This window comes from Pseudodesulfovibrio thermohalotolerans (assembly GCF_021353295.2).
GTDB lineage: Bacteria > Desulfobacterota > Desulfovibrionia > Desulfovibrionales > Desulfovibrionaceae > Pseudodesulfovibrio > Pseudodesulfovibrio thermohalotolerans.
This window is the reverse complement of the sequence record NZ_CP120635.1, coordinates 1,692,584-1,716,835: the sequence shown is the minus strand read 5'-3', so window position 1 is coordinate 1,716,835 and position 24,252 is coordinate 1,692,584. Positions and strand designations below refer to the sequence as shown.

The 24,252-nt window shown below is 60.7% G+C and carries 22 protein-coding genes; 4 read left to right on the top strand and 18 right to left on the bottom strand.

The features are described 5' to 3' along the window. Nucleotides 1-13 precede the first annotated feature (13 nt). Nucleotides 14-1,429, top strand: a complete 1,416-nt coding sequence (gene cls, locus LF599_RS08040; RefSeq protein WP_279522933.1) for a cardiolipin synthase — start codon at nucleotides 14-16, stop codon at nucleotides 1,427-1,429. Between the two features lie 114 nt (nucleotides 1,430-1,543). Here the strand turns inward: cls and dapB are convergent, their stop codons facing one another. From dapB to uvrB, 4 genes are read right to left on the bottom strand one after another with little or no spacing between them, the layout of a single operon-like run. After that, the gene (gene dapB, locus LF599_RS08035) at nucleotides 1,544-2,323 is read right to left on the bottom strand and encodes a 4-hydroxy-tetrahydrodipicolinate reductase (RefSeq protein WP_279522932.1); all 780 of its coding nucleotides are present in this window, start codon (nucleotides 2,321-2,323) and stop codon (nucleotides 1,544-1,546) included. Nucleotides 2,324-2,357: 34 nt separating this feature from the next. Next, a complete protein-coding gene (ligA, locus tag LF599_RS08030; protein ID WP_279522931.1) occupies nucleotides 2,358-4,418 on the bottom strand; it encodes an NAD-dependent DNA ligase LigA in 2,061 nt (686 codons plus the stop codon). 23 nt (nucleotides 4,419-4,441) lie between these two features. Further along, nucleotides 4,442-5,476, bottom strand: coding sequence for a potassium channel family protein (locus LF599_RS08025; protein ID WP_279522930.1), 1,035 nt, complete (start codon nucleotides 5,474-5,476; stop codon nucleotides 4,442-4,444). Between the two features lie 3 nt (nucleotides 5,477-5,479). After that, nucleotides 5,480-7,483 carry an excinuclease ABC subunit UvrB gene (gene uvrB / locus LF599_RS08020; protein WP_279522929.1) on the bottom strand — a complete coding sequence of 668 codons (2,004 nt, stop codon included), beginning with the start codon at nucleotides 7,481-7,483 and terminating at the stop codon, nucleotides 5,480-5,482. An 84-nt stretch (nucleotides 7,484-7,567) separates the two neighbouring features. Between uvrB and LF599_RS08015 the strand changes: the two genes are divergently transcribed. Next, entirely contained in the window at nucleotides 7,568-8,047 is a 480-nt protein-coding gene (locus LF599_RS08015) for a hypothetical protein (protein WP_279522928.1), read from the top strand. A gap of 7 nt (nucleotides 8,048-8,054) precedes the next feature. On the opposite strand, the gene aat is transcribed toward LF599_RS08015, so the two are convergent. The 4 genes from aat to LF599_RS07995 form a co-directional block, all read right to left on the bottom strand. After that, nucleotides 8,055-8,747, bottom strand: a complete 693-nt coding sequence (gene aat, locus LF599_RS08010) for a leucyl/phenylalanyl-tRNA--protein transferase (RefSeq protein WP_279522927.1) — start codon at nucleotides 8,745-8,747, stop codon at nucleotides 8,055-8,057. A gap of 45 nt (nucleotides 8,748-8,792) precedes the next feature. Further along, nucleotides 8,793-11,108, bottom strand: coding sequence for an ATP-dependent Clp protease ATP-binding subunit ClpA (clpA, locus tag LF599_RS08005; protein ID WP_279523088.1), 2,316 nt, complete (start codon nucleotides 11,106-11,108; stop codon nucleotides 8,793-8,795). Nucleotides 11,109-11,117: 9 nt separating this feature from the next. Next, complete coding sequence (clpS, locus tag LF599_RS08000) at nucleotides 11,118-11,432, bottom strand: ATP-dependent Clp protease adapter ClpS (RefSeq protein WP_279522926.1); 315 nt, start codon at nucleotides 11,430-11,432, stop codon at nucleotides 11,118-11,120. Nucleotides 11,433-11,512: 80 nt separating this feature from the next. Continuing rightward, nucleotides 11,513-12,109, bottom strand: a complete 597-nt coding sequence (locus LF599_RS07995; protein ID WP_279522925.1) for a class IV adenylate cyclase — start codon at nucleotides 12,107-12,109, stop codon at nucleotides 11,513-11,515. Between the two features lie 47 nt (nucleotides 12,110-12,156). On the opposite strand from LF599_RS07995, the gene crcB reads away from it, so the two are divergent. Together crcB and LF599_RS07985 are read left to right on the top strand one after the other, a co-directional pair. Further along, on the top strand, nucleotides 12,157-12,534 hold the full coding sequence (gene crcB, locus LF599_RS07990; RefSeq protein ID WP_279522924.1) for a fluoride efflux transporter CrcB: 378 nt from the start codon (nucleotides 12,157-12,159) through the stop codon (nucleotides 12,532-12,534). A 19-nt stretch (nucleotides 12,535-12,553) separates the two neighbouring features. After that, nucleotides 12,554-12,886: a DUF190 domain-containing protein gene (locus tag LF599_RS07985; RefSeq protein WP_279522923.1), complete on the top strand. Its 333-nt coding sequence runs from the start codon at nucleotides 12,554-12,556 to the stop codon at nucleotides 12,884-12,886. A 65-nt stretch (nucleotides 12,887-12,951) separates the two neighbouring features. Here the strand turns inward: LF599_RS07985 and LF599_RS07980 are convergent, their stop codons facing one another. The 10 genes from LF599_RS07980 to fbp form a co-directional block, all read right to left on the bottom strand. Beyond that, entirely contained in the window at nucleotides 12,952-14,019 is a 1,068-nt protein-coding gene (locus LF599_RS07980; protein WP_279522922.1) for a protein-glutamate methylesterase/protein-glutamine glutaminase, read from the bottom strand. 18 nt (nucleotides 14,020-14,037) lie between these two features. After that, nucleotides 14,038-16,221: a chemotaxis protein CheA gene (locus LF599_RS07975; RefSeq protein WP_279522921.1), complete on the bottom strand. Its 2,184-nt coding sequence runs from the start codon at nucleotides 16,219-16,221 to the stop codon at nucleotides 14,038-14,040. 282 nt (nucleotides 16,222-16,503) lie between these two features. Beyond that, nucleotides 16,504-17,046, bottom strand: a complete 543-nt coding sequence (locus LF599_RS07970; RefSeq protein WP_269943164.1) for a DUF2062 domain-containing protein — start codon at nucleotides 17,044-17,046, stop codon at nucleotides 16,504-16,506. 3 nt (nucleotides 17,047-17,049) lie between these two features. Beyond that, nucleotides 17,050-19,101, bottom strand: coding sequence for an elongation factor G (fusA, locus tag LF599_RS07965; protein ID WP_279522920.1), 2,052 nt, complete (start codon nucleotides 19,099-19,101; stop codon nucleotides 17,050-17,052). 2 nt (nucleotides 19,102-19,103) lie between these two features. Beyond that, nucleotides 19,104-19,967 (bottom strand): hypothetical protein, encoded by an 864-nt coding sequence (locus LF599_RS07960; protein WP_279522919.1) that lies wholly within the window; start codon nucleotides 19,965-19,967, stop codon nucleotides 19,104-19,106. A 34-nt stretch (nucleotides 19,968-20,001) separates the two neighbouring features. After that, entirely contained in the window at nucleotides 20,002-20,730 is a 729-nt protein-coding gene (locus LF599_RS07955; protein WP_279522918.1) for an outer membrane protein assembly factor BamD, read from the bottom strand. An 8-nt stretch (nucleotides 20,731-20,738) separates the two neighbouring features. After that, nucleotides 20,739-21,656 carry a thioredoxin-disulfide reductase gene (gene trxB / locus LF599_RS07950; protein ID WP_279522917.1) on the bottom strand — a complete coding sequence of 306 codons (918 nt, stop codon included), beginning with the start codon at nucleotides 21,654-21,656 and terminating at the stop codon, nucleotides 20,739-20,741. A gap of 3 nt (nucleotides 21,657-21,659) precedes the next feature. Then, entirely contained in the window at nucleotides 21,660-21,980 is a 321-nt protein-coding gene (gene trxA, locus LF599_RS07945; RefSeq protein ID WP_269943162.1) for a thioredoxin, read from the bottom strand. 149 nt (nucleotides 21,981-22,129) lie between these two features. After that, nucleotides 22,130-23,215 carry a tRNA (adenosine(37)-N6)-threonylcarbamoyltransferase complex transferase subunit TsaD gene (gene tsaD, locus LF599_RS07940; RefSeq protein ID WP_279522916.1) on the bottom strand — a complete coding sequence of 362 codons (1,086 nt, stop codon included), beginning with the start codon at nucleotides 23,213-23,215 and terminating at the stop codon, nucleotides 22,130-22,132. Next, nucleotides 23,215-24,246, bottom strand: coding sequence for a class 1 fructose-bisphosphatase (gene fbp / locus LF599_RS07935; RefSeq protein WP_279522915.1), 1,032 nt, complete (start codon nucleotides 24,244-24,246; stop codon nucleotides 23,215-23,217). The genes tsaD and fbp overlap by 1 nt, the downstream gene beginning before the upstream one ends. Between the last annotated feature and the right edge of the window lie 6 nt (nucleotides 24,247-24,252).

Sequence of the window (24,252 nt, the reverse complement as noted above, 5' to 3'; positions counted from 1 at the left end):
TTTCCTCCTGGGCTTGGTTAGCCTTTTCTATACCCTCATGGAGATAACGGCCATCGTCACGGCCATCATCGCCGTGCGCGAAACGCGTACCCCGCAAGGCGCCGTCGCCTGGGCCATATCCCTTGTTACCCTCCCGATCCTTTCCCTTCCTCTCTACTGGATCTTCGGCCGGTCCAAATTCCACGGCTACGTGGACGCCATGCGCTCCGGCCGGGCGGAGTTTCAACGGCACATCGGCACTCGGCACCAAGTGCCTTCCCTTCCTCCCCTTGCCGAACGCAAACGCCGCCATTCGCCGGACACGGTTTTCGAGACCCTGGCCGAATCGCCCTTTCTCGACGGCAACGACGTGGAACTTCTGGTGAACGGCCCAGACACCTTCAAGGCCCTTTTCGCGGGGATCGAGGCGGCCGAACAGTACGTCCTCATACAGTTCTACATCGTCCGCGACGACGCGCTCGGCAAACAGCTCGGGGACCTGCTCATCCGCAAGGCCCGCGAAGGCGTCCGCGTCCTCTTCCTTTATGACGAACTGGGCAGCTACAAAACCCCGTCAGCATACTGGGAGGCCATGCAGGCCGCCGGGATCAAGGCATTTCCCTTCCATACCACGCGTGGTGCGGGCAACAGGTTCCAGCTCAACTTCCGCAATCACCGCAAGATCGTCGTCATAGACGGGCACACTGCCTATGTCGGCGGACACAACGTGGGCGTCGAATACCTCGGGGGTAAGGATAACGGCTACGGAGGCTGGCGCGACACCCATGCCCGGATTTCCGGTCCGGCCGTGCTCCCGATCCAGGTCTGCTTCGGCAAGGACTGGTACTGGGCCACCAGCGAGGTGCCGGACATCGACCTGACCATGTCCCCCCAGCGAGGCCAAGCCCAAATACTGGCCCTGCCCACCGGCCCGGTGGACGCGCGGGAAAACTGCTCGCTCATGTTTATCCAGGCCATCGACTCGGCCAAGGAGCGGTTCTGGATCGCCAGCCCCTACTTCGTACCCGACAGCTCGGTCATGAAAGCCTTGCAAATGGCCGCCATGCGCGGCGTGGACGTGCGGATCATGCTCCCCAGAAAACCGGACCACATCCTGGTCCATCTCGCGGCCTACGCCTGTCTGAAGGAACTGGCCCTGCCCGGCATCCGCGTCTTCCGCTACGACGAGGGTTTCCTCCACCAGAAAGTCTTCCTGGCCGACGACACCTTGTCGGCCGTGGGCACCGCGAACCTCGACAACCGCTCATTCAGGCTCAATTTCGAACTCACCATGCTGGTGAAGGACCCCGCCTTCGCCAAGACCGTCGAAGCCATGTTCCGCAACGACTTCAACCATTGCACCGAAACCGGCCCCAGCGAATACGACGGAAAAGACCTCGTCCGACAGACCGTCATCCGCTTCGCCCGTCTGTTGTCGCCCATTCTGTAGGAATGAACGGCGGCATTACCTGCCGACGCCCCCAACAACCCGCCATTCCCGCAAACACCAAAAAAGGGGAGCCTCGTTCGAGACTCCCCTGAATGATCGATTGCCGCTTCCGGCCTAGAATATGTCGGCCATGGCGTAGAGCTTGCCGGGTTTCTGTCGTGCCAGCCACTTGGCGGCGCGCAACGCGCCGGAGGCGAATGTTTCACGCGAGTGGGCACGGTGGGTGATTTCGATACGCTCGCCGGGACCGAAGAAGAACATGGTGTGATCGCCGACCACGTCGCCGCCGCGCAGGGTCTGCACGCCGATCTCTTTTTTGGGCCGCTCGCCGATGATGCCGTCGCGGCAGTGCTTCTTGACCTCGTCGTAATCCCAGCCACGCGCTTCGGCCAGGCATTGGGCCAGCTTCAAGGCGGTGCCGCTCGGAGAATCCTTCTTCATCCTGTGATGGGTCTCGACCATCTCCATGTCGTAGTCTTCGCCCAAAGCCTGGACGAGCTGAGGAAGGACCTTGAGCAGGACATTGATGCCCACGGACATATTTGGTGCCCAGAAGAGCGGGACCTGCTTGGCGGCTTCGGCCAACTCGGCCTGTTGCTCGGGATTCAGGCCCGTGGTGCCGACCACTGCGGGATTGCCGAACCGGGCGGCGGTCTTGGCCATCGCGACAGAGGCTTCGGGGGCAGTGAAATCGACGATCACCGCGCCCGGGACCTTGGGCAGCAGGTCTTCCAGACTGTCGGAGACCTGGCAGTTCTCGTAGACCAGCCCGTCCGTGTTGCCCTTGCGCTCGCACGCGCCCACCAGATTCAGTTCCTCGTCGGCCAGGGCCATGTTGATAAGGGTGTTGCCCATGCGGCCCTTGGCACCCAGGATGACGACATCGACTGTCATGGTGTCACTCCTTGCGTGTTGAAAGTTTGTATGGCTAGAAGTCCAGAAGAGACTTCGGCTTGTTCGCGGTCTTGCCTCCGAGTAATGCCTGGAAGGCGTCGAAGTCAATGACTTCCAGCCCCAGGGCCTCGGCCTTGGCGACCTTGGACCCGGCCTTTTCACCAGCCACCACATAGTCCACCTTCTTCGAGATGGACTTGACCGAAACGCCGCCCAGGGCCTCGACCATGGCCTGGGCCTCATCGCGCTTCACGGGCAGAGTGCCGGTAAAGATGAAGACCTTGCCCGCCAGGGAATGTCCTTCCGACGGCTCGGCGGCGGCAGCGCCCTCCCCGCCTTGGGGCCAGACGCCCAGTTCACGGAACTGCTCAACCATCCGGCGGTTTGCGGGATCGACCCGAAAATCCAGAACGGATTCGGCCATTTTTTCGCCCACTCCGTCCAGCTCGGTCAGGTCTTCAAGAGTGGCCCCGAACATCTCGTCGAGGTCCTTGAACCGGCCGGCCAGGGTACGGGCGGCCTGTTCGCCTATATGGCGGATGCCCAGCCCGGCGACAAGCCGCCACAAAGGGGCCGCCGTCTTGGCTTTCTCGATGGCGGCGATGAAATTCTCAGCCGATTTGTCGCCCATGCCCCCGTACTTGAGCAGATCGGTCTTCTTCAAGGTAAAGAGATCGGCCGGACTATTCAAAACGCCGTCCTCGGCCAGCTTGCGGACCCAGGACTTGCCCACGCCTTCCATATCCATACCCGCTTTGGAGACAAAATGGATAAGCCGCTGCACGGTCTTGGCCGGACAGGCGGGATTGGTGCAGACCACTCGCTCTCCGTCCTCCACCGCCTTGCTCTCGCAAACCGGACAGACCATGGGGAAGGCAAAGGATTCGGCATGTTCCGGCCGCGCTTCCAGGGCCACGGAAAGGACCTGCGGAATAACGTCGCCCGCCCGCTGGATAAGGACCGTGTCGCCAACGCGAAAATCCCGCTCCTCAATATACCCCTTGTTGTGCAGGGTGGCGTTGGAGACCACGACCCCGGCCAACTCGACGGGCTCAAGCTCGGCCACCGGGGTGAGCACACCGGTGCGCCCCACCTGAATGCGGATGGCGTTGAGCCGGGTCTTGGTCTGGTGAGCCGGAAATTTCAGCGCCAACGCCCAACGCGGCGCGCGGGAGGTGTAGCCAAGCGCATCCTGCATCTCGCGGTCGTTGACCTTGGCTACCATGCCGTCGATCTCAAAAGGCAGCGTATCCCGCATATCCATCAACTCCTGAAAGTACTCGCCCACTTCCCGTGCGGAACGGCAGAGCTTGACCTGGGAGGGAATGGCAAACCCAAGGGCGCGCAGCCCTTCCATAAGTTCCTGCTGGGTGGCCCATTCGACGTCCGCTTCGCTCCGCTCCACCCGGCCCACGCCGTAGGCCATGAAGCGCAGCGGCCGGGAAGCGGCCACCTTGGGGTCGAGCTGGCGGATGGTTCCGGCGGCCGCGTTACGCGGATTGGCGAAGACCTTTTCGCCCTTTTCGGCCTGACGCGCATTGAGGGCCGCAAAATCCTTGTTGGCCATGACGACCTCTCCGCGCACCTCAAGCAGTTCGGGAACGTTGTCGCCGCGCAGGGTCAGAGGCAGATTCATGACCGTGCGCATGTTGGCGGTCACATCCTCGCCCACCAGGCCATCGCCGCGGGTGGCGGCGCGCACGAATCGCCCGCCTTCGTAGATGACCTCAAGAGCCAGGCCGTCCATCTTCGGATCGGCCCAGTAGGCCACGTCGGACCGGTCCACGCCTTTGGCCACGCGCTCGGCAAAGGCGTACCAGGCATCCAGGTCCATGGCGTTGTCCAGGGAATAAAGCCGCAGGGCGTGCTCGTAGGGGGTGAACCCCTCGGCAGGTTCGCCGCCCACCCGTTTGGTAGGCGAATTGGGATCATCCAACTCCGGGTACTCCGCCTCAAGTGCGGCCAGCTCGCGGAACAGCTCGTCAAACTCCTGGTCCGATATCTCGGGGGCGTCCAGGACGTAGTAACAGTGGTTGTGATACTCGATTTTTTCGCGCAGAAATGCCACGCGCTCGACAACGCTTTGGGAAACCATGTATTCCTTCTGTCTGAATATTATTACAAAATTTCTAGAAGTTCAGCCAGGTTGGTCTTCTTGCCCACGGCCAGCAGGGTATCGTTCGCCCTGATGACCTCCTTGGGGCCGGGGTTGAAGACCATCTCCCCGGATTCCTTCTTGATGGCGATGATGATGAGATTGAAATTGGCCCGGATCTTGGAGTCGATCAGGTCCTTCCCAACCAATTCGGAATCAGGCGATACGGGCAGTTCCTCCATCTGGAGATCAATGCCGCCGCGTACGGCCAGCTCGATGAAGTTGGTCACGGTGGGCCGCAGGACGTTCTGAGCCATACGCAATCCGCCGATAAAATGCGGCATGACCACGCGGTCCGCCCCCGCCAGTTCCAGCCGGGAGATGTGTGACTTGTCCCCTGCCCGGGCCACAATGATTATGGATGGGTTGAGCTGCCGCGCCGTCAGGGTGACGTAGACGTTGGCCGCCTCGCTGGTCACGGCCGAAATGAGAGACTTGGCATAGGGCAGCCCTGCGCTCAGAAGCACCGCGTCGCTGGTAGCGTCGCCTTCGATGCACAGGATGCCGTCCTGTTCCATCTTGTCGATGAGGGCCGGGTCGTTCTCGATGACCACCACGTCGTGGCCGTCGGCCATGATCTCCTGGACCACGATGCTGCCGATGCGGCCGTGGCCGCAAACGATGAAATGGTTTCTCAACTTGCTGATCATCTTCATCATTCTGTGCTTACCCCACAGTATTTGCAATCGCCCGTCTATGAGCACTTGGGCGAACGCGCCCGCGATATACACGAAACCGCCCACGCCGAGCATAATCAGGAAAGCCGTAAATACGCGCCCTTCCGGAGAAAGCTGGTTGACCTCCATGAACCCCACGGTGGAGAGAGTGATGACCACCATGTAGAATGAGCTGGCCAGGTCCCAATGCTCGTAAATCATATAGAAACCGATGCCGAGCATGAAAATCATGCAGAGATAAACCACGCCGAGCAGAATGCTCCAGAAGGAGCCCAGCCGGGCGCGCAGACGCAACATCCGTCGATGAAAATTGCCTTTCATCCCTTACCCCAATTCCAACATGCGCTCGCGAAGTCGGGCGATGCGGTCCCTAAGCTCCGCCGCCCGCTCGAACTCCAGTTCCTTGGCGGCCTCGCGCATTTCCCGCTCCAGCCGCTTGACCGTCTTGTTCAGGGTCTTCTGGTCCGCCCCGTAGTACACGCCGTCCTCGGCGGCCATGGCCACGGCCCCGCTCCGGTCGCCGCCGCCTGAAAGTTCACCGAAGAGGTTCTCCACCTTCTTGCGGATGGTGGTCGGCGTGATGCCGTGCTCCAGGTTGTACTCCTCCTGCCTGGCCCGCCTGCGCTCGGTCTCGCCCATGGCCTCGGCCATGGAATCGGTGACCTTGTCCGCGTACAGGATAACCCGCCCCTCCGAGTTCCGGGCGGCCCGCCCGAAAGTCTGGATGAGCGAACGCGTGGAGCGCAGGAACCCTTCCTTGTCACCATCCAGAATGGCCACCAGGGACACCTCGGGGATGTCCAGCCCCTCGCGCAGAAGGTTGATGCCCACCAGGACGAAAAACTCACCGGCCCGAAGCGCCTGAATGATGGCCATGCGTTCCAGCGTGTCGATATCCGAATGCAGGTACCGGGACTGAACGCCCATCTGATTCAGATAATCGTTCAGGTCCTCGGCCATGCGCTTGGTCAGCGTGGTCACCAGGACACGCTCGTCCTTCGTCTGCCTTTTTTTGCACTCCGCCAGCAAATCGTCAATCTGTCCCTGCGTCTTCCTGACCTCCAACTGCGGATCGAGCAGCCCCGTTGGTCGGATGATCTGCTCCACCACAACGCCCTGAGCCAAGTCGAGCTCAAGCGGGCCGGGCGTGGCCGAAACGTACACGGCCTGATGAATGCGCTCCTGAAACTCCTCGTAATTCAAAGGCCGGTTGTCGAGCGCGGACGGCAGACGGAAACCGAAATCCACGAGCGTGGTTTTGCGCGAGCGGTCGCCGCGATACATGCCCCCCACCTGCGGCAGGGCGATATGAGACTCGTCCACGAACAGGATAAAATCGTCCGGGAAATAGTCGAGCAGGGTCGCGGGAGGCTGCCCCTCGACGCGGCCGTCCAGGTGGCGCGAATAGTTCTCGATGCCGTTGCAGTAGCCCAGTTCCTCAATGGTCTCCAGGTCGTACATGGTCCGCTGTTCCAGACGCTGGGCCTCCACCAACTTACTGTTCCTCTGGAGAAAAGACAGGCGGGACTGCAACTCGTCGCGGATATCGGCCACGGCCCGGTCCAGGTTGTCGCGGTCCGAAACGAAGTGGGAGCCGGGGTAGATGACGGTCTTCCGCAGCCGGTCCTTGACCTCGCCCGTGAGCGGATCGGTCTCGGAGATGGAATCAATCTCATCGCCGAAAAATTCGATGCGCAACGCCTTTTCCCGGCTGTAGGCGGGGATGATCTCGACCACGTCGCCCCGCACCCGGAAGGTGCCGCGATGGAAATCGTAGTCGTTGCGCTCGTAGTGAATTTCCACCAATCGTTCGAGCAGGGACTCCATGGCCATGGTCTGGCCCTCCTCCACGGGAATGACCATCTTGGCGTAGAAATCAGGCGAGCCCAATCCATAAATGCAGGAGACCGAGGCCACGATGAGCACATCCTTGCGGGTCAGGAGCGCATGGGTGGCCGCATGACGCAGCTTGTCGATATCGTCGTTGATGGACGAATCCTTCTCGATGTAGACGTCCGAGTGCGGCAGGTAGGCTTCAGGCTGGTAGTAATCGTAATAACTGACGAAATATTCGACAGCATTGTCCGGGAAAAGAGCCCGGAACTCGGTGTAGAGCTGCGCCGCCAAGGTCTTGTTGGGAGCCAGAACCAGAGCCGGACGGTTAAGCTCGGCCACCACATTGGCCATGGTGAAGGTTTTGCCCGTGCCCGTGGCGCCGAGCAGGACCTGATCCCTGACGCCCGCCCCCAGGCCCGCGACGAGTTCGGCAACGGCCTGGGGCTGATCGCCCTTGAGAGTATATTCGCTGACGAGTTTGAAATCCGGCATTCTTCTACACCCGGGCTTGAGCTAGCCCGTCAAAACACGTAAGAATCAAGAAAAACCCTGCAACCCCGTTCCGGAGTCAGAGCTATGGATATCACCATCAACACTCCCGCCTCTCCCCCGCCCTGCGAGCGGGCCTACTCCCTGTCCATGGTCATCAGGAGCTTCAAGGGGAGGCGCGACGTGGAAGTGCATCTTTTTCGCGCCCGCTGGAACCCCGAGGAGGAATCGGAGACGGACTTCACCGGACTGGTCGAACATAATCCAGCCACGGAAGACTGCGTCCCGGAAAGCCGAAGGGTCATCCTCGAATCCTTTACAACGGATGAACGCGATCTCATCGTTAATTACCTGAAAGAACAATATTCCACAAGGCTTACGGCCATCAGATCCAACCCCCTGGCCTTCCCGGTTCCGGCAGGGTTGGCCGGATTCACCGAGGTCCAGCCGGGCAAGGACGCCGGGTTCATCGAATTCGAGAAAATCCCGAGTTATCCCTTGGCGTTCCCTCTCAAGGGATACTTCGATCTGAGCCAGCACCCACCCCTGGCGGAAGACGAGGACTAACCGGAGATCACTCCCGGTCGTCGAAACGCCACACCCCTTCGCGGGTGGGCGCATCCATACCCTCGCGGAGCTTGGCGAGGAAACGGAACCGTTGCAACTCCCGCGCGCCGAAACGCAGGAGATGCTTGGTGGTCTGTTGGCAATCGATGAGGGTGAACCGCCACTTCCGCAACTGCTCCACGAACACGGCAAAGGCCGCCTTGGAGGCGTCCGGCACGCTGTAGAACATGGATTCGCCGAAGAACACCGACCCGAGGGACACCCCATACAGTCCGCCCACCAGCGCATCCCCCTGCCACGCCTCCACGCTGTGGGCGTAACCCAGGCGATGCAGAAGGCTGTACGCCTCGATCATCTCGTCCACGATCCAGGTGCCTTCCTGCCCCGGCCTGGGGCAACAGGCGCACCGCCGAATGACCGTTTCGAAATGCGTATCCAGTGTGAAAGTGAAGGTTTCCCTGTTGATCGTCCGACGCAGACTGCGCGGCACGTGGAGTTCTTCGGGGATAAGCGCAAGCCGGGGGTTGGTTGACCACCAAAGTATAGGTGATTCCTCACAATACCAAGGGAATATGCCATTTGCATAGGCCGTGAGCAGCCGTTCAGGAGAGAGATCGCCGCCCACGGCGAGCAAACCGTCCGGCTCGGCCTCTTCAGGGTCGGGGAAGACGGGTTCGTCAAACAGGCGGTAGATGGTCATGACGGGAATAAAGGGGGGCGGCGGAAGCCGCCCCCGATATTTGCTCTATCGTTTCGCACCAGCGGCGTCGAAGGAGAACATAAACTCCCCGGACTCGCCGACAAGTGGCAGCTTCTTCGATTTCTTACCCTTTCCAACTACATCCACGGAGACAACGCCGCCCTTGGTCAGCGCGCCGAAGAGCAGCTCGTCCGCGATAACGTCCTTGATCTCGGTCTGGATGACCCGACCCATGGGACGCGCGCCCATGGTGGCGTCGTGGCCGAGTTCGGCCAGCCGCGCCCGGGCCGCGTCGGTCAGGGCTATCACTACGCGGCGATCCTGCAACTGGTCGTTGAGCTCCTTGATGAACTTGTTCACGATCTGCTCCATGACCGGCTGTTCCAGTGACCGGAAGGTCACGATGGAGTCCAGACGGTTGCGGAACTCGGGGCTGAAGAGCCGTTCCAGCGCCTTCATGGCCTCGCCTTGGCGATCGGCGTTCTCGTCGCGCTTGAACCCGATGGCGCCCTTGGACATTTCACGCGCGCCCGCGTTCGAGGTCATCAGCAGGATGACATGGCGGAAGTCCGCCTTGCGCCCATTGTTGTCGGTCAGGGTGGCGTAGTCCATGACCTGGAGCAGGATATTGAAAACGTCGGGGTGAGCCTTCTCGATCTCGTCGAACAGGACCACGCAGTGCGGCTTCTTGCGCACGCCTTCGGTCAGCAGCCCGCCCTGGTCGAACCCGACATAGCCCGGAGGCGCGCCGATGAGCCGCGCCACGGCATGTTTTTCCATGTACTCGGACATGTCGAAACGCAGGAACCCGATGCCGAGCACCTGGGCCAGTTGACGGGCCAGCTCGGTCTTGCCCACGCCGGTCGGGCCGGTCAGCAGGAAACTGCCCACCGGGCGGCCAATCTGGCGCATACCCGCGCGGGAACGCTTGATGGACTTGGCCAAGGCCGCCACGGCCTCGTCCTGGCCGAAAACCACGGACTTGAGATCGCTCTCCAGACTCTTCAGCCGCTCGCGGTCTGACATGGTCAGCCGCCGTGCGGGGATACGGGCCATGCGGGCCACGACCTTCTCCACGTCCGACACCTTGATGCGGTCGCCCTTGCGGGGACGGCCGGAGAGCTTGTACAGCGCACCGACTTCATCCATGACGTCAATAGCCTTGTCCGGCAGATAGCGATCCGTAATGTGCCGTTCGGACAGCTCGGCCGCCGCCTTGAGGGCGAAGTGGGTATAGTTGACGCCGTGAAACTCCTCGTAGTGGGACTGCAATCCCTTGAGGATGGCGATGGTCTCCTCCACGGTGGGCTCGCTTATCTCAATCTTCTGGAACCGGCGCGACAAGGCGCGGTCCTTCTCGAAATGGTTCTTGTATTCCTCAAAGGTGGTCGAGCCGATGCAACGGATTTCGCCGGACTGCAACAGAGGCTTGAGGATGTTGGAAGCGTCCATGGAGCCGCCGGAGACCGACCCCGCGCCCACGATGGTATGAATTTCGTCCACGAACAGGATGGCGTCGCGGTTCTGCTTCAGCTCGCCAAGAACGCCCTTGAGCCGCGCCTCGAAGTCGCCCCGGTACTTGGTGCCCGCCAAAAGCGACCCCATGTCCAGGCTATAGACTTCGGCGTTGATGAATTCCTTGGGAACCCGGCCCTCCACGATCATCAGGGCCAGCCCTTCGGCCATGGCGGTCTTGCCCACGCCCGGATCGCCCACGAAAATGGGATTGTTCTTGCGGCGACGGGAAAGGACCTGGATGGTCCGCTCCAATTCTGCGCTGCGGCCGATGAGCGGATCAATGAGCCCCTGGGCGGCCCGGTCGGTCAGGTTGACCGTGAATTCCTTGAGCGGACTTTTCTTCTCTCCCGGACGGCCATCCAGACCGTCGGGCTTGGACAGCGGCTCGTCGCCCATGTCGCTCCAGTCGTCGTGCATGGACATGCCGTGGGAGATAAACTCCAAAATATCGAGCCTGGACACGTCGTGGGTACGCAGAAAATAGACCGCGTAGGAGTCCTCCTCGTCAAACATGGCGGCCAGGACATCGCCCACCTCGACGGTGTTCTTGCCCGAAGCCTTTTTCTGCCACACGGCGCGCTGCAGCACGCGGCGCACGCCCAGGGTCTGAATGACCTCGGACTCGGTGCCTTCGGGCAGGGTTTCCATATTCTCGACGAAGAACCGTCCAAGCTGATCCCTGAGCCGATCCATCTCCGCGCCGCAGGCTTCGAGGATTTCCTCGCCCTGCTCCTCAATGGAGATGGCGTACAGCAGATGTTCGAGCGTCAGGAACTCGTGGTTCCTTCGCTTCACTTCGTTGACGGCGGAGGTCAACGCACTTTCCAGTTCCTTGCTCAGCATCGTCATATTCTATTCACCTTCCATGCTGCACTTGAGCGGGAAACCCGCGCTTTTGGCCAGACGGTGCACCAGGTCCACCTTGGTTTCGGCCACTTCGGCGGTGTAGACGCCGCATATTCCGTACCCCTGGTTGTGCACGGAAAGCATGATGGCCGTCGCCTGCGCCTCTGTCCGGCGAAAGACGCGCACCAGTATCTCGACCACGAAATCCATGGTCGTGTAATCGTCGTTATGCAGCAGGACCTTGTACTTTTTCGGCTCCTTGACTTGGTGTTGACCAAGAAGCTCCGAATCGAACCGGTCCCCGGTAAAAGGGTCGCTCATAGTGTTTCTGCTCCACCAATCCTTTGTATTTCCTGACTCACAATATAAATTCGTTTTAGCTCACTGTCGAGGGAAGAGGGTCAAAGATTCTCGATTTGATCCACCAAAGATGCCCGTCTGCCGGGCTCGAAGACGAAATTCTCGTCTGGTTCAAGCCCCTTGGCCAACCTGTATTCGAGATTCAGGCCGTGGTAGGTGGCCTTGGTAGTGCAGGCGGAATCCAGGCCAAGGTCGGCGGCGCATGCGAGGACCTTGGCCTCTTCTCCCTCTATCTCCACGAAATCGCCGAAAGGCAGGTGGTCCAGACACACGACGCACCCCATGTGCCGCCACTTCTCCCTAACCTTCTCGTAGCGGAAAGCCGGGACAAAGCCCACGGCCGCAAGGGCCTCACTCATGGCCCCTGGATCATCCACCCCGGTCTGGATCTCCTCGAAAATCTTGAGTGCCGAAGGCTCCGGGTTCTCGGGCAAGCGCTTGACGGTGAGCACCCCCCGGCCCTGCCTTTCTCGCAGACGCAGCAGTACGCCCGCAGCCTTGAGGGAGCGGTCGGGCCGGTCGAAGACGATGTTGGACTCAAAGTACCGGCCCGAAGTCTCGGCCCCGGCGGCGGCAAGTTTCGCGGCCAGATCGTTGAGGTCGGCCTCCAGATATTTCAATTCGCACTCAAGGGGCATTGGCTTTCTCCGGTTGTGTTGGTATAGCTCGGCTCAAGGATATCCAAATGCCGACCAAAATTCTCTATCTTTCTCTGGGCGGAGCCGCCGGCACCTTGTCGCGCTACTTTTTGTCCGGCGTGGTGCAACGTCTGGCGGGCGGATCATTCCCGGCGGGCACCTTCGCCGTCAACCTGGCAGGCTGCCTGCTTTTCGGCACGGTCTGGGGAATTTTCGAAAACCGCCTGTTGCCCGGCAGCGAAGTCCGGCTTCTGATCCTCACCGGTTTCATGGGCGCGTTCACCACCTTCTCCACCTACATGTTCGAGACCGGCACGCTGGTCAAGTCCGGACAAATGGCCATGGCCATGGTCAACGTCGTCGGCCAATCAGTGGCCGGGCTTGCCCTGGTTCTGACCGGCATAGCCCTGGGCCGCCTGCTCTGATCCACACATGGGGGACTCCATGAAATTACTTGAAAATGCGGAACGCATCCGAATCTACATCGGCGAGGACGACAAGTTCGAAGGCCAGCCCCTGGCCGACGTCATCGTCCGCGAAGCACGCGAGCTCGGTCTGGCCGGAGCCACGGTCTTTCGGGGACTGATGGGCTTCGGAGCCAACAGCCTGATCCACACCAGCCGCATCCTGCGCCTGTCCGAGGACCTGCCCGTGGTGGTGGAAATCGTGGACCATCCGGACAGGCTCGCTCCCCTCCTCGACAAGCTCGACGCCATGCTCAATGAAGGCATGGTCACCCGCGAGCCTGTCGACGTCATCGCCTATCGCCACAGCTAGAGAGCAAATGGCCCCTGCGGGAAACCTTCCCACAGGGGCGCAAGAGACCAATCCCTTCCCGGGCCTTATCCGCAGGCCCGAACCATCTCAGGCGCGATCTTTTCCAGGGACAGCACCTTGTCGACGCCGCCCTGCTTGATGGCTTCCTGGGGCATACCGAAAACCACGCAGCTCGCTTCGTCCTGGGCAATGGTGTAGGCCCCGGCGTCCTTGAGCTCCTTCATGCCCTTGGCCCCGTCGTCGCCCATGCCGGTCATAATGGCGGCCACGACGTTCGGTCCGCCGTATCGCGCACCCGAACGGAACAGCACGTCCACCGAAGGCCGATGTCTGGAGACGAGCGGGCCCTCCCGAACCTCCACATAATACCTAGCGCCCGACCGTTTGAGGAGCATGTGCCTGTCGCCGGGGGCGATGAGCGCCTGACCGCGCATCATGGCGTCCCCGTCACGGGCCTCCCTGACGTTGATCCGGCAAAGCGAGTTCAGCCGATTGGCGAACGCCGCGGTGAAATGCTCGGGCATGTGCTGGACTATGGCGATGGGCGGACACCCCACGGGCTGCGCTTCCAGAAAAACCCGCAGGGCCTCTGTGCCGCCGGTGGAAGCGCCCACGAGGCATATCTTTTCGGTGGACGACAGGGTGGCGGGCCTGCCCTTGGGAAGAACCGCGTCCGCGCTGAGTTTCGGCTTGACCTCAACTGACATGGGCACGGACCGACTGCGGCGGGCCCCGGCCAGAGCCGCGGCCTTGACCTTATCAATGAGCCGGATTCGCGACTCTTCGAGAAATTTCTTGGTGCCGACCTTGGGCTTGGTGATAATCTCCACAGCCCCGTATTCCAATGCCTTCAAGGCGGTGGCGGTGCCCTCTCCGGCCACCGACGAGCAGATGACCACCGGAATGGGCCGCTGCTGCATGATCTTGCGTAAAAAGGTCAACCCGTCCATGCGGGGCATCTCGATATCAAGGGTCATGACGTCGGGAACTTCCTTTTTCAACCGCTCGGCGGCCGCGTAGGGGTCCACGGCCGTGCCCATGACCTCGATCTGAGAGTCCGAGGAAAGGATGTCCTCAAGAGTCTGGCGAACGACGGCGGAGTCGTCGACGATGAGAACGCGGATCTTCTTCATGTGCACCTCTCGAAAATACTACCGGGATTCGGCGACGACCCTGCGAACCAGGCTTGGCACATCCAGAATGAGCGCAATGGAACCATCCCCCTTGATGGTCGCGCCGGAAATGCCTTCCACGTCCTTGTACACGCGGCCGAGACTCTTGATGACCGTCTGGTGCTCGCCGATGACGGTATCCACCACGATGCCGACGCGGCTTCCCTCCACGCCGGTGATGACTATTTGCTCAATGGGCGGGTTCTCGCCCTCCACATTGAACCATTCGCGGATATGGATGTACGGAACGATTTCGCCCCGCAGATACAGGATGCGCTGTCCGGAACCGGATTCCTCCACCTCGCTGCGGGACAGCTCCACGCACTCCTCCACGAGAGACAGAGGAATAACGTAGTACTCGTCCTCCACCCGAACCTGGAGGCCGTCTATGATGGCCAGAGTCAGGGGCAGCCGAATAGTGATGGTAGTGCCCACGTCCGGCTTGGAATCGATGTCGATGATTCCGCGCAGGGAGTCGATGGCCCGTTTCACAACGTCCATTCCCACGCCCCGGCCGGACACGCTGGTCACGGCCTCGGCCGTGGAGAAGCCGGGCTCGAAAATAAGCTTGAGCAGTTCCTTCCCGGTAAGCTCGGCATCCTTGGAAATCAATCCGCGCTCAATCCCCTTCTCGCGGATCATCTCGCTGCTCATGCCCCTGCCGTCATCGACAATGCGGATCAGCACCTCGCCGCCGGAATGCTCGGCGGAGAGCGTAATGTTGCCCTGCGGCGGCTTGCCTTTGGCTACGCGCTCATCCGGAAGCTCAATGCCGTGGTCGATGGAATTGCGCAGGAGATGCACCAGCGGATCGCCGAGTCGTTCGATGACCGTTTTGTCCAGCTCGGTTTCCGCACCACAGGTGGACAGGGATATCTGCTTGCCCAGATCGGCCGACAGATCGCGCACCAGCCGCCGGAACTTGCTGAAGGATGTGCCGATGGGCAACATGCGGATGCCCAAGGTAGAATCGCGCAACTCGTCGCTCAGCCGCTCCAATTCCTCGGCCAGAAGCGTCAGGACGGAGTCATGCCGTTCGCTGACGACCTGGGTTATCTGCGCCTGCACGATGACCAGTTCACCCACGAGGTCCACAAGGTAATCAAGCTTTTCCGCCGCCACCCGGATGCTGCCAAGCGCTTCGGTGCGCTTCTTCCCTACCGCTCTGTCGCGAGCCTCGCCCTGCCGCTTGACCGCCATGTCGACCTTTTCCGGGGCTACCTTGCCCGACTCGGTCAGGATCATGCCAATGGGCTTGTCCAGCCCGTCCATCTGCGTATTCAGCGCCTCGGCCACGTCCGCATAGGTCAGATCACCGCTCTGCACGAGCATCTCGCCGAGCATGGGAATGTGCACAGAATCATCTTCATCCGAAAAAAAAGGCTCGGCTTCGGTCAAGTCGGGCTCCGGGCCCACGGCGTCCGCGACGTCCTCGGCGACCTCGATCTTCAAGTTCGCGTCCAAAAAGAAAAAGACATCCAGGACATCGTCCCTGGACGCTTCGGTCTCAAGGCTCAATTCCCAACCGTTGCCGGTATCACGATGGCCGGATTCGACCTTGAGGGTTCCCAGACGCTCCAACTCTTCGAAAAAGCCTTCAACGGCATCGACGTCGACCTCTGCTCCGACAGGGCGGAGCGTGACGGCATAACGATGAACCGCCTCGGAAGCTCCCGCGTCGAACAAAAACCCTTCCTCGGTCGAAGGTTCGTTCTCCGAAACGCCGGAATCGGACGCAGGCTCAATGGACGGACTTTCCCCGCTGGATTCGGCCCCGTTATCCCCCTCAACAAACGCCCGCACCCCATCGAGAATATCCCGCATGGTCTCCGGGGCCACGGGCTCGTCATCCTCGGCGTCGAGCATGGCCCTGATCTGGTCCCGGGAGCGCAAGGCCAGGCCGCACAGAACAGGCGTGACCTGCACGCCACCGTTGCGCACCATGTCGAAGACCGTCTCCACCTCATGGGTGAACGCGGCGATCTCCTCAAAGCCAAACATGGAGCCGGACCCTTTGATGGTATGCAACGCCCGGAAAACCCGATTGACCAGGTCCATGTCTTCGGGGGCCTCCTCAAGTTCGAGAAGGGCTCCTTCAAGCTCGATCAGGAGATCGTAGGCTTCTTCCTTGAATATCTGCCTGTTCAGGTCGTCTCCCGACATCCCGTAACTCTCCTCGCGTCAAACTCGAATTCGAAACCGGCATGAGCCGGATGGATGGCCCCTGGCGTCGCACTGAAAGTATATCACCCGGAAAGCACGGAATAGACCATTATATTCTTTCCGAAAAGATGATTCGGCTCTAGAGCGGAAAGGTGTCGCCGCGTTACGGGAAGTCGCCCGCCGCAACCGCGCGCCGAACAAGACCCTCCATGCCCGAAACGGGGCCTGGCGGAAAACGGTGTAACGATTCCTGGCAAACCGAAATGAACGGGGTGCGCCCGGCTATCCCTCGCGCTTGCGCAGCACGCGAATTGCCCGGCGTTTGCGATAACGCCGGATGGCGAACAAGGAGACGAAATATGTAACGATGGTAGCCGGGATGCCGAAGACCAATCCGCCCGCGAACATAACCCCGAACAGTTGCCAACCCGCATGGATCATCTCGACCATCTTGAGCTTGGCGGGATCGAAGGACACGTTCTCGAACGGCATGACGAACTTGCCCACCTCGAAGAGAAAATAATAAAACGGGACCATGGTGGCCGCATTCGAATAACAGGTGGCCAGCCACGCGGCCAGCTTGTTGACCCGCAGGACAAAAGCCAAGGCGATGACGACCACGGACTGGAACGGCATGATGGGCATCGCACCGATAAACATGCCGAGCGCGCAGGCAGCGGCCAAATTCTTGGGCGACGAATTCTGACGCATGAGACGCAAGTACCAATACCGCATCCAGCGCTTGCTGCCGTTCCACCGCTCGCGAAAAGACTTCCTGGGCGGCTTGTCAGTGGAGGGCGTCCGGCGGAGGTTCCTCTGAGTCAAGGTTTACTCCAGAACGTCAAAACGTGAAAATTTCATCATGAACCCGGCCCTTCCCTGAGTGGCCGAGCGAAGGTCCGTGGAAAAACCGAACAGCTTGCCGAGCGGGGCGAGCCCCTGCACTACCTTGAGTCCGGCCCGATCGATCATGTTCTCGATCTTTGCTCCCTTGGAACCGAGCAGGCCGACCACGTCGCCCACGAATTCCTCGGGCACGCCGATCTCCACCCACATGATGGGCTCCATGAGCTTGGGATCGGCCTGGGCCAACGCCTCTTTCAAGGCCATGGCCGACGCCATGCGATAGCCCACCGGGCTGGACTCGCCATCCCGCCGCTCCATGCCGAGAACCCGCACGCGAACGTTCTGCACGGGGTATCCCCGGATCACGCCGCTCTGGAGGGCGTCGGCAATGCCGTCCTCCACAGCTTCGAGCCAGGCTGCGGGCCACGCCTCGGTGTCCACCTCGAAAGAGATCGTCCGCTCCTTGCCGCGCTCCAGCGGCTCCACGGAAAGCTCAACCGCGCCGAAATGCATGACTTCGCCCAACTCGCGGTTGAATTCGCCCCTGCCCGAAGCCTTGCCCGCGATGGTCTCCTGATAGACGACCTGCGGCCTGCCCGCGCGCGGTTCAAGACGGTATTCGCGGCGGAGCCGCTCCAGAATGACCTCCAGATGCAGCTCGCCCATGCCGGACAGAATGATCTGCCCCGTGTCCTCATCATGCTTGAGGTCCAGGGTCGGGTCTTCCAGAAGATACTTTTCCAGCACCTCGTCGAGCTTTTCGCCCTCCTCGGTGTTGCGCGGCTCAATGGCCAGGGAGATGACCGGCTTATAGTTGGCAATCTGTTCAAGGATAATCGGCGACTGCCTGTCGCACAAGGTATCGCCCGTGCGGGCGAACTTCATGCCGGCGGCGGCCACCATATCGCCCGCGAATGCGGAATCGATCTTTTCCTTGCGACCCGCGTGCAGCCGGAACAGCCTGGCCACGCGCTCGTCCTGGTCCTGGGTAACATTGTAGACGGTCCCGCCCGCGTCGATACGACCTGAATAGATGCGCATCATGGCGAGCTTGCGTCCGGAATCCATGGCCACCTTGAAGACCAGAGCGGACAAAGGCTCCTTGGGCGCGACTTCGAAATGCTTCTTCGCGTGTGTGACCGGATCCACTCCGATGGCGGGCGGCACATCGAACGGACTGGGGAGATAGCGACAGATCGCATCCAGCACGGGCTGAACGCCGATGTTCTTGAGCGCGGAACCGACCAGCACGGGCACAAACCGCCTGAACAAAGTGCCTTTGCGCAGGGCCGCGTGCATCCTGTCCACGGGCACATCCTCGCCGGACAGGTAAAGATCGAGAATCTCCTCGTCCTCCTCGGCCGCAGCCTCAATGAGCTTCTCCCGCCAGACCGAAAGGCGATCGGCCTCTTCCTCGGTCATGGCACGCCGCGAGTATTCGATCCCGTTGGTGGACTGATCGAACTCCAGCCGCTCCATGGTCACGAGATCGAACACACCGGAAAATTCCTGTCCCTCGCCGTCAGGGTACTGAATGGCCACTGGGTTGGACCGCAGCTTGCGGACCATGGAATCGAGCACGCCTTCGAAATTCGCGCCCAGACGATCCATCTTGTTGACGAAGGCGAGCTTGGGCACGCTGTAGGACTCGGATTGCCGCCAGACGGTCTCGGACTGGGGCTCCACGCCGCTGACACCGCAAAATACGCCCACGGCCCCATCAAGCACGCGCAGGGAACGTTCCACCTCAATGGTGAAATCCACATGGCCCGGCGTGTCTATGATGTTTACCATGCACGGGTCCCATCGGCAGGAAGTCACGGCCGAGGTGATGGTGATGCCGCGCTCCTGCTCCTCGGGCATGTAATCCATGGTGGCCGTGCCCTCATGGACTTCGCCGATGCGGTGGATTTTTCCGGAATAATAGAGAATCCGTTCCGACAACGTGGTCTTTCCGGCGTCGATATGCGCGATAATGCCAATATTGCGGAGGTTGCCGAGAACCTTCGCCGAGGGGGCGTTGCTCTTGCTCACGTTCAGTCTCCGAGTGTCCAGGCGGTGCGATGAAAAAGGAAAAACTCGGGATGCAGGTCAGGCCAGACCCAGCACCCTTCCTGCCCCGGGCCCAGCACCAGCCGGGCCTTGCCGAGGGCGTCGCCGATCCTGTTCGCGGGCGCCACGGCCAAATCCCGGAGATTCTCCAGAAAAGCCGCAAAGTCCGTCCCGCCACGGGCGAACCCTTCGGGCAGGGAAGAATCGGCCCCGAATACCGTAAATGCAGTGTCGGGTTGGGCGAAGGACAGGGCTTCAAGATCGAAATCCTCTTCCCTGTCCAGAAAAATCGAGCCGCTACAGTCGAAAAGAGGCCTGTACACGGCCAGTCGGCTCAAATCGGAGCAGACATCCGGCCTTCCGGCCAGATCAATAACCACGCCTGAGGCGCCTGTCCCGGCCAGATCGCGGAGCAACCCGGCCACATCCTCCGACGAAAGATCGGCGGCCAACTCCTGACCAGCCAATTCCATGGCCGTAAGCAGCGGATGAGGCCAATCCCCCTGCCCGTCCAGACGCACCGCCAGAACGTTCCCGACCCCGCAGGCGATGGCGGGAACAAGGGCGGCGAGCAGCCGGGCCGGCGCAACAAAGGAGCCGTCGAACAGAACCAGGGCGAAATCCACGGGGCTGAACCGCCTGACCGACTCCATTCCACTCCGCCAGCGCATGGAGACCTGTCCGGCCGCGTCCTTGCGCGGGCCGTACCAGTCGTACAGCCGTGCGATGCAGGTCTTCATCAGGGCGCGCTCCCCGTCCGCGGAAAGCCCGTAGGCCTCCGCGAAAAGAGAATCGTCAACCAAGGACTCGCCAATCAGGTCGGAAAGGGAAAACACCGGGTCAGACATGGGAGCAGCCAGTTGCTGAAGGGTTGGCGGCGGCCTAGAGCCACTTCTTGAGCCAGCGCTTCCAACTTCCCTGGATGCGCTCGCGCTCTTCCTCGGACAAAGTTTTCTGATATTCGAAGTAGGAATATTCGGCCCGTTTCACGGCGTAATCGCGAAGATCGGGGATATCCGAAAAATTCTCCACAACGTACTGGTAGCGGTGCCAGGCCGGACCGAACTGCTCCGTGCGCCAGAAAAAATCGGCCACGAAGATTTCATGTTCGGCCAGAATGCGACGGCTTTTGAGAATCATCGTCTTGGCCGCATCGGCATACTGGGACTCGGGATAGGTCTCCACCAGCCGGTAGAGATACTCCAGAGCTTCCTTGATGTTCTCCTGCCGCCTGTCGATGGTCTTGAACATGCTCACGTTCGCATTGGCGACCTGGTAGAGCACATAGGGAATTTCCTCATTGCTGGGATGCAGGGCCTCGAATTCCTTGTAGGCTTCGAGAGCAAGCGTATATTCCTCGTCCAGAAAGTAGGCGTCGCCCAAGGACAACTCGCCCTTGAGGGAGTATGGACTGAACGGGAAACGGTCCTTGAGTTTCGAAAAGTACTCCTGGGCGTCGCCGTAGTCCTTCTCATCCATGGCCGCCATGCCCGCTTCGTACAGCTCTTGAGCCGTATCCTCGGGCGGAGGCAGGAAATAGCTGTCGATCCAGATGCACCCCGCAAGGGACAACAGGACGACGACAAGGACGGGGGCCAATATTCGACGCATGGGGACTCCTAGTCCAATTGCTCAAGGTAGGAAAAAGCGGCGGTAGCGGCGGTCGCCCCGTCGCCCACGGCGGAAGCCACCTGGCGGCACATCTTGGATCGGATGTCGCCGGCGGCGAAGATGCCAGGAACGTTCGTGCGCATCTCCACGTCGGTGATGACGCCGTTGCGCTCCATTTTGATGTCTTCGGGAACGAAGTCGATGATCGGCTCGAAACCGATGAAGATGAATACCCCGTCGAGTTCAAGCCTGGACAGCTCGCCATTCTCGACGTTTCGCAAAGCCAGGGCTTCCACGTCGCTTTCACCAACGATCTCGTCCACAACAGTGTTGCGAATGATCTGAATCTTCTCGTGCGTGAAGCACTTGTCCTGATAGCAGGCCTGGCCACGGAAATCCTGACGCCGGTGAATGAGGTGAACCTTGTTCACCAGACGGGCCAGATACAGGGCCTCCTCAAGAGCGGAGTTGCCCCCTCCTATCACGGCCACATCCCGATCCCGGAAGAAGTTGCCGTCGCAAAGAGCACAATAGGAGACGCCCCGTCCGATCAGCCGTTCCTCGCCGGGCACGTTGAGCTTGCGGTACCGGGAACCGGTAGCCAGCACGACGGCCTTGGCGCGCACCTCCCCCTCGGCGGTCACGATGGTATGCCAGGGGGAGCCCACCTTGATGGAACGGACCTCGTCGTTGATGCGATGGAGGTCGTACTCTTCAAGATGGTTGGCGAACTTGTCCGCCAACTCCCATCCCTGAAGCCCCTTCGGGAAGCCGGGATAGTTCTCGATCTCGGAGGTCATCAGAACCTGTCCGCCGGGGGACAGCTTCTCGACCATGGCGGTCTTCACTCCGGCCCGTAAAAGATAAAGGGCAGCCGTCATTCCTGCCGGGCCGCCCCCTATGACTACGGCGTCATAAGATTCCATAAATTACAGCGCCTTTTTCGTGATCATTTCCTTGATGCTGCTCTTGGAAACGGCACCAGTAGACTGGTCGACGACTTCGCCGCCCTTGAACAGGATCAAGGTCGGGATGGCGCGAATGCCATATTTGCCGGGAGTTGCGGAGTTCTCGTCAACGTTCATCTTGACGATCTTGACCTGGCCCTCAAATTCCTCGGCCAGCTCGTCGATGACGGGACCCATGGCACGGCAGGGTCCGCACCAAGGCGCCCAGAAATCGATAAGAACCGGGATGTCGCTCTGCAGAACGTCCTGCTCAAAAGTACCGTCGGTAATCTGATTCGCCATGAAGATCTCCTTTTTTTGCTCGGCCGTCGGCCGTTGTATTCCATCCACCGGCAGGGCCGGTGCGGCGCAATGCCGCAATTGTTTTTGCAATTTATTTAAAATAGGTCCGCATGTACCCTACTGTCAAGGAGTGCCGGGAATTTTCACCCCTACCGGGGGGCCGGAGCCACCCTCTCCCAATCAAGCGGGACAATACGCCCCCGGGGTATGGCTTCGAGGTCCAACCCGTGCCGGAAACCGGCCTTGGCGAGCTGCCAGCCCGCATAGGCGATCATGGCCCCGTTGTCCGTGCACAGGGAAAGTCCGGGCAGAGTCAGCCGAAGTCCGTTGGCCTCGGCCACTCCGGCCATGGCCGCGCGCACACCGGTGTTGGCGGCCACCCCCCCGGCCACGATCAGGCTCTCAACATGGTCCACCCTCTTCAGGGCCCGCTCCACCTTGATACGCAAGGTATCGGCCACGCTCCAGTTGAACGAGGCGCAGACTTTCGCCAGGGCTTTACGCCGCTCCGCAGGCAACTTTTCAACGGCCTCGGAACCGGCCATGGTCTCGAACACCAGCTCAGGATGAGCAGCCACATGGTTGGCCACGGCCGTCTTGAGACCGCTGAAGCTGAAATCCAGGGTCGGATTGTCTATGTACGGTCGGGGAAACAGCTCGGTATCAGGCTCTGCTTCCTGCGCAAGGTCGTCGATAAAGCGGCCGCCGGGATAAGGGAAATTCAACATTTTCGCCGTCTTGTCGAACGCTTCTCCGGCGGCGTCGTCCAAAGTCCGGCCCAACAGCTCGAACTCCGTCGGAGACGAGATCAGGTAGATGTGGGTGTGTCCACCCGAGACGAGCAGCCCCAGAGCCGGGAACCGCAGGCCCCCTTCCAGGCCCGGCGCGAGCAAATGCGCCCAAAGGTGGTTGACCCCGATCAAATTCGTGTCGAACGCCAAACTGAGCCCCTTGGCGAAACTCACTCCCACCAACAGACTGCCGAGCAGTCCCGGGCCTCGCGCAACGGCCACGCCGTCGAGATTCTCGGCGGCCACGCCGGTCTCGCGCAAGAGCTCCTTATAGAGCCGGGGCAGAACGCGCAGATGCTCCCGTGAGGCTATCTCCGGGACAACGCCGCCGAACAGGGCGTGCGTATCCACCTGGGTCGCCAGCTTTTGACCCAGCAGGCAGCCGTCCTCGACCAGGGCCACGGCGGTTTCGTCGCAGGAGGTCTCGATTCCAAGGATGAGCATTACCGGTTCTTCTTTCTCCGGGACTCGGATTCGAAGATTTCCTGCACCACCTGGACATCGTTGCGCGAGCCGCAGAAGAAGGGAATTCGCTGATGCAGGTGATCCGGCTCGATATCCATGACCCGGTTGACGCCATCCACGGCCATGCCGCCCGCCTGTTCGGCGAGGAAGGCCATGGGGTTGCACTCGCAGGTCAGCCGGAGCTTGCCCGTGGGTTTCTTGGGATCGCGCAGGTCGGCGGGATACATGAAGATACCGCCATAGAGCAGATTTCGATGGAAATCCGCCACCAGGGAGCCGATGTACCGGCCGGAGTACGGTTTACGCAAAGCGTTCTTGGGCGACTTGAAATAGGCCAGCGCCTTTTTGGTGTGGCGATCCCAATACCGCTCGTACCCCTCGTTAACGGAATAAATCTTGCCCTGCTCCGGAATGCGGATGTTCGGATGCGAGAGCAGGAACTCGCCCACGCTCGGGTCGAGGGTGAAGCCGTGAACGCCGTCGCCACAGGTGAAGACCAACATGGTGGAGGAGCCGTAGAGCACGTAGCCCGCGGCCACCTGCTCGCTGCCCTTCTGGAGCACGTCGCTGGACATCAGCGCAGCGTCAGGATCGCTCTTGCGCTTGAAAATGGAAAAGATCGTTCCGATATTGACGTTGACGTCGATATTGGAAGAACCGTCCAGGGGATCGAAAATAATGATATAATCACCACGCGGCAGAGACTCGGGCACCTCGATGATGTCCGCGTTCTCTTCCGAGGCCATGGCGCAAAGCACGCCGGACCGGGCCAGCCTGTGGATGAGTATGCGGTTGGCGTACTCGTCAAGCTTCTTGACCTCTTCGCCCTGGACGTTGATGTCGCCCGTGAACCCGAGGATATCAACGAGACCGGCCTTGTTCACGGCGCGGCCGATGATCTTCGCCGACAGGACGAGTTCATTGAAAAGTCGCGTAAACTGGCCGGTTGCCCCCGGCACCATCTTCTGATGCAGAAGGATATGCTCGGTGACGGTTACCTGTTGCGACATCTGTTT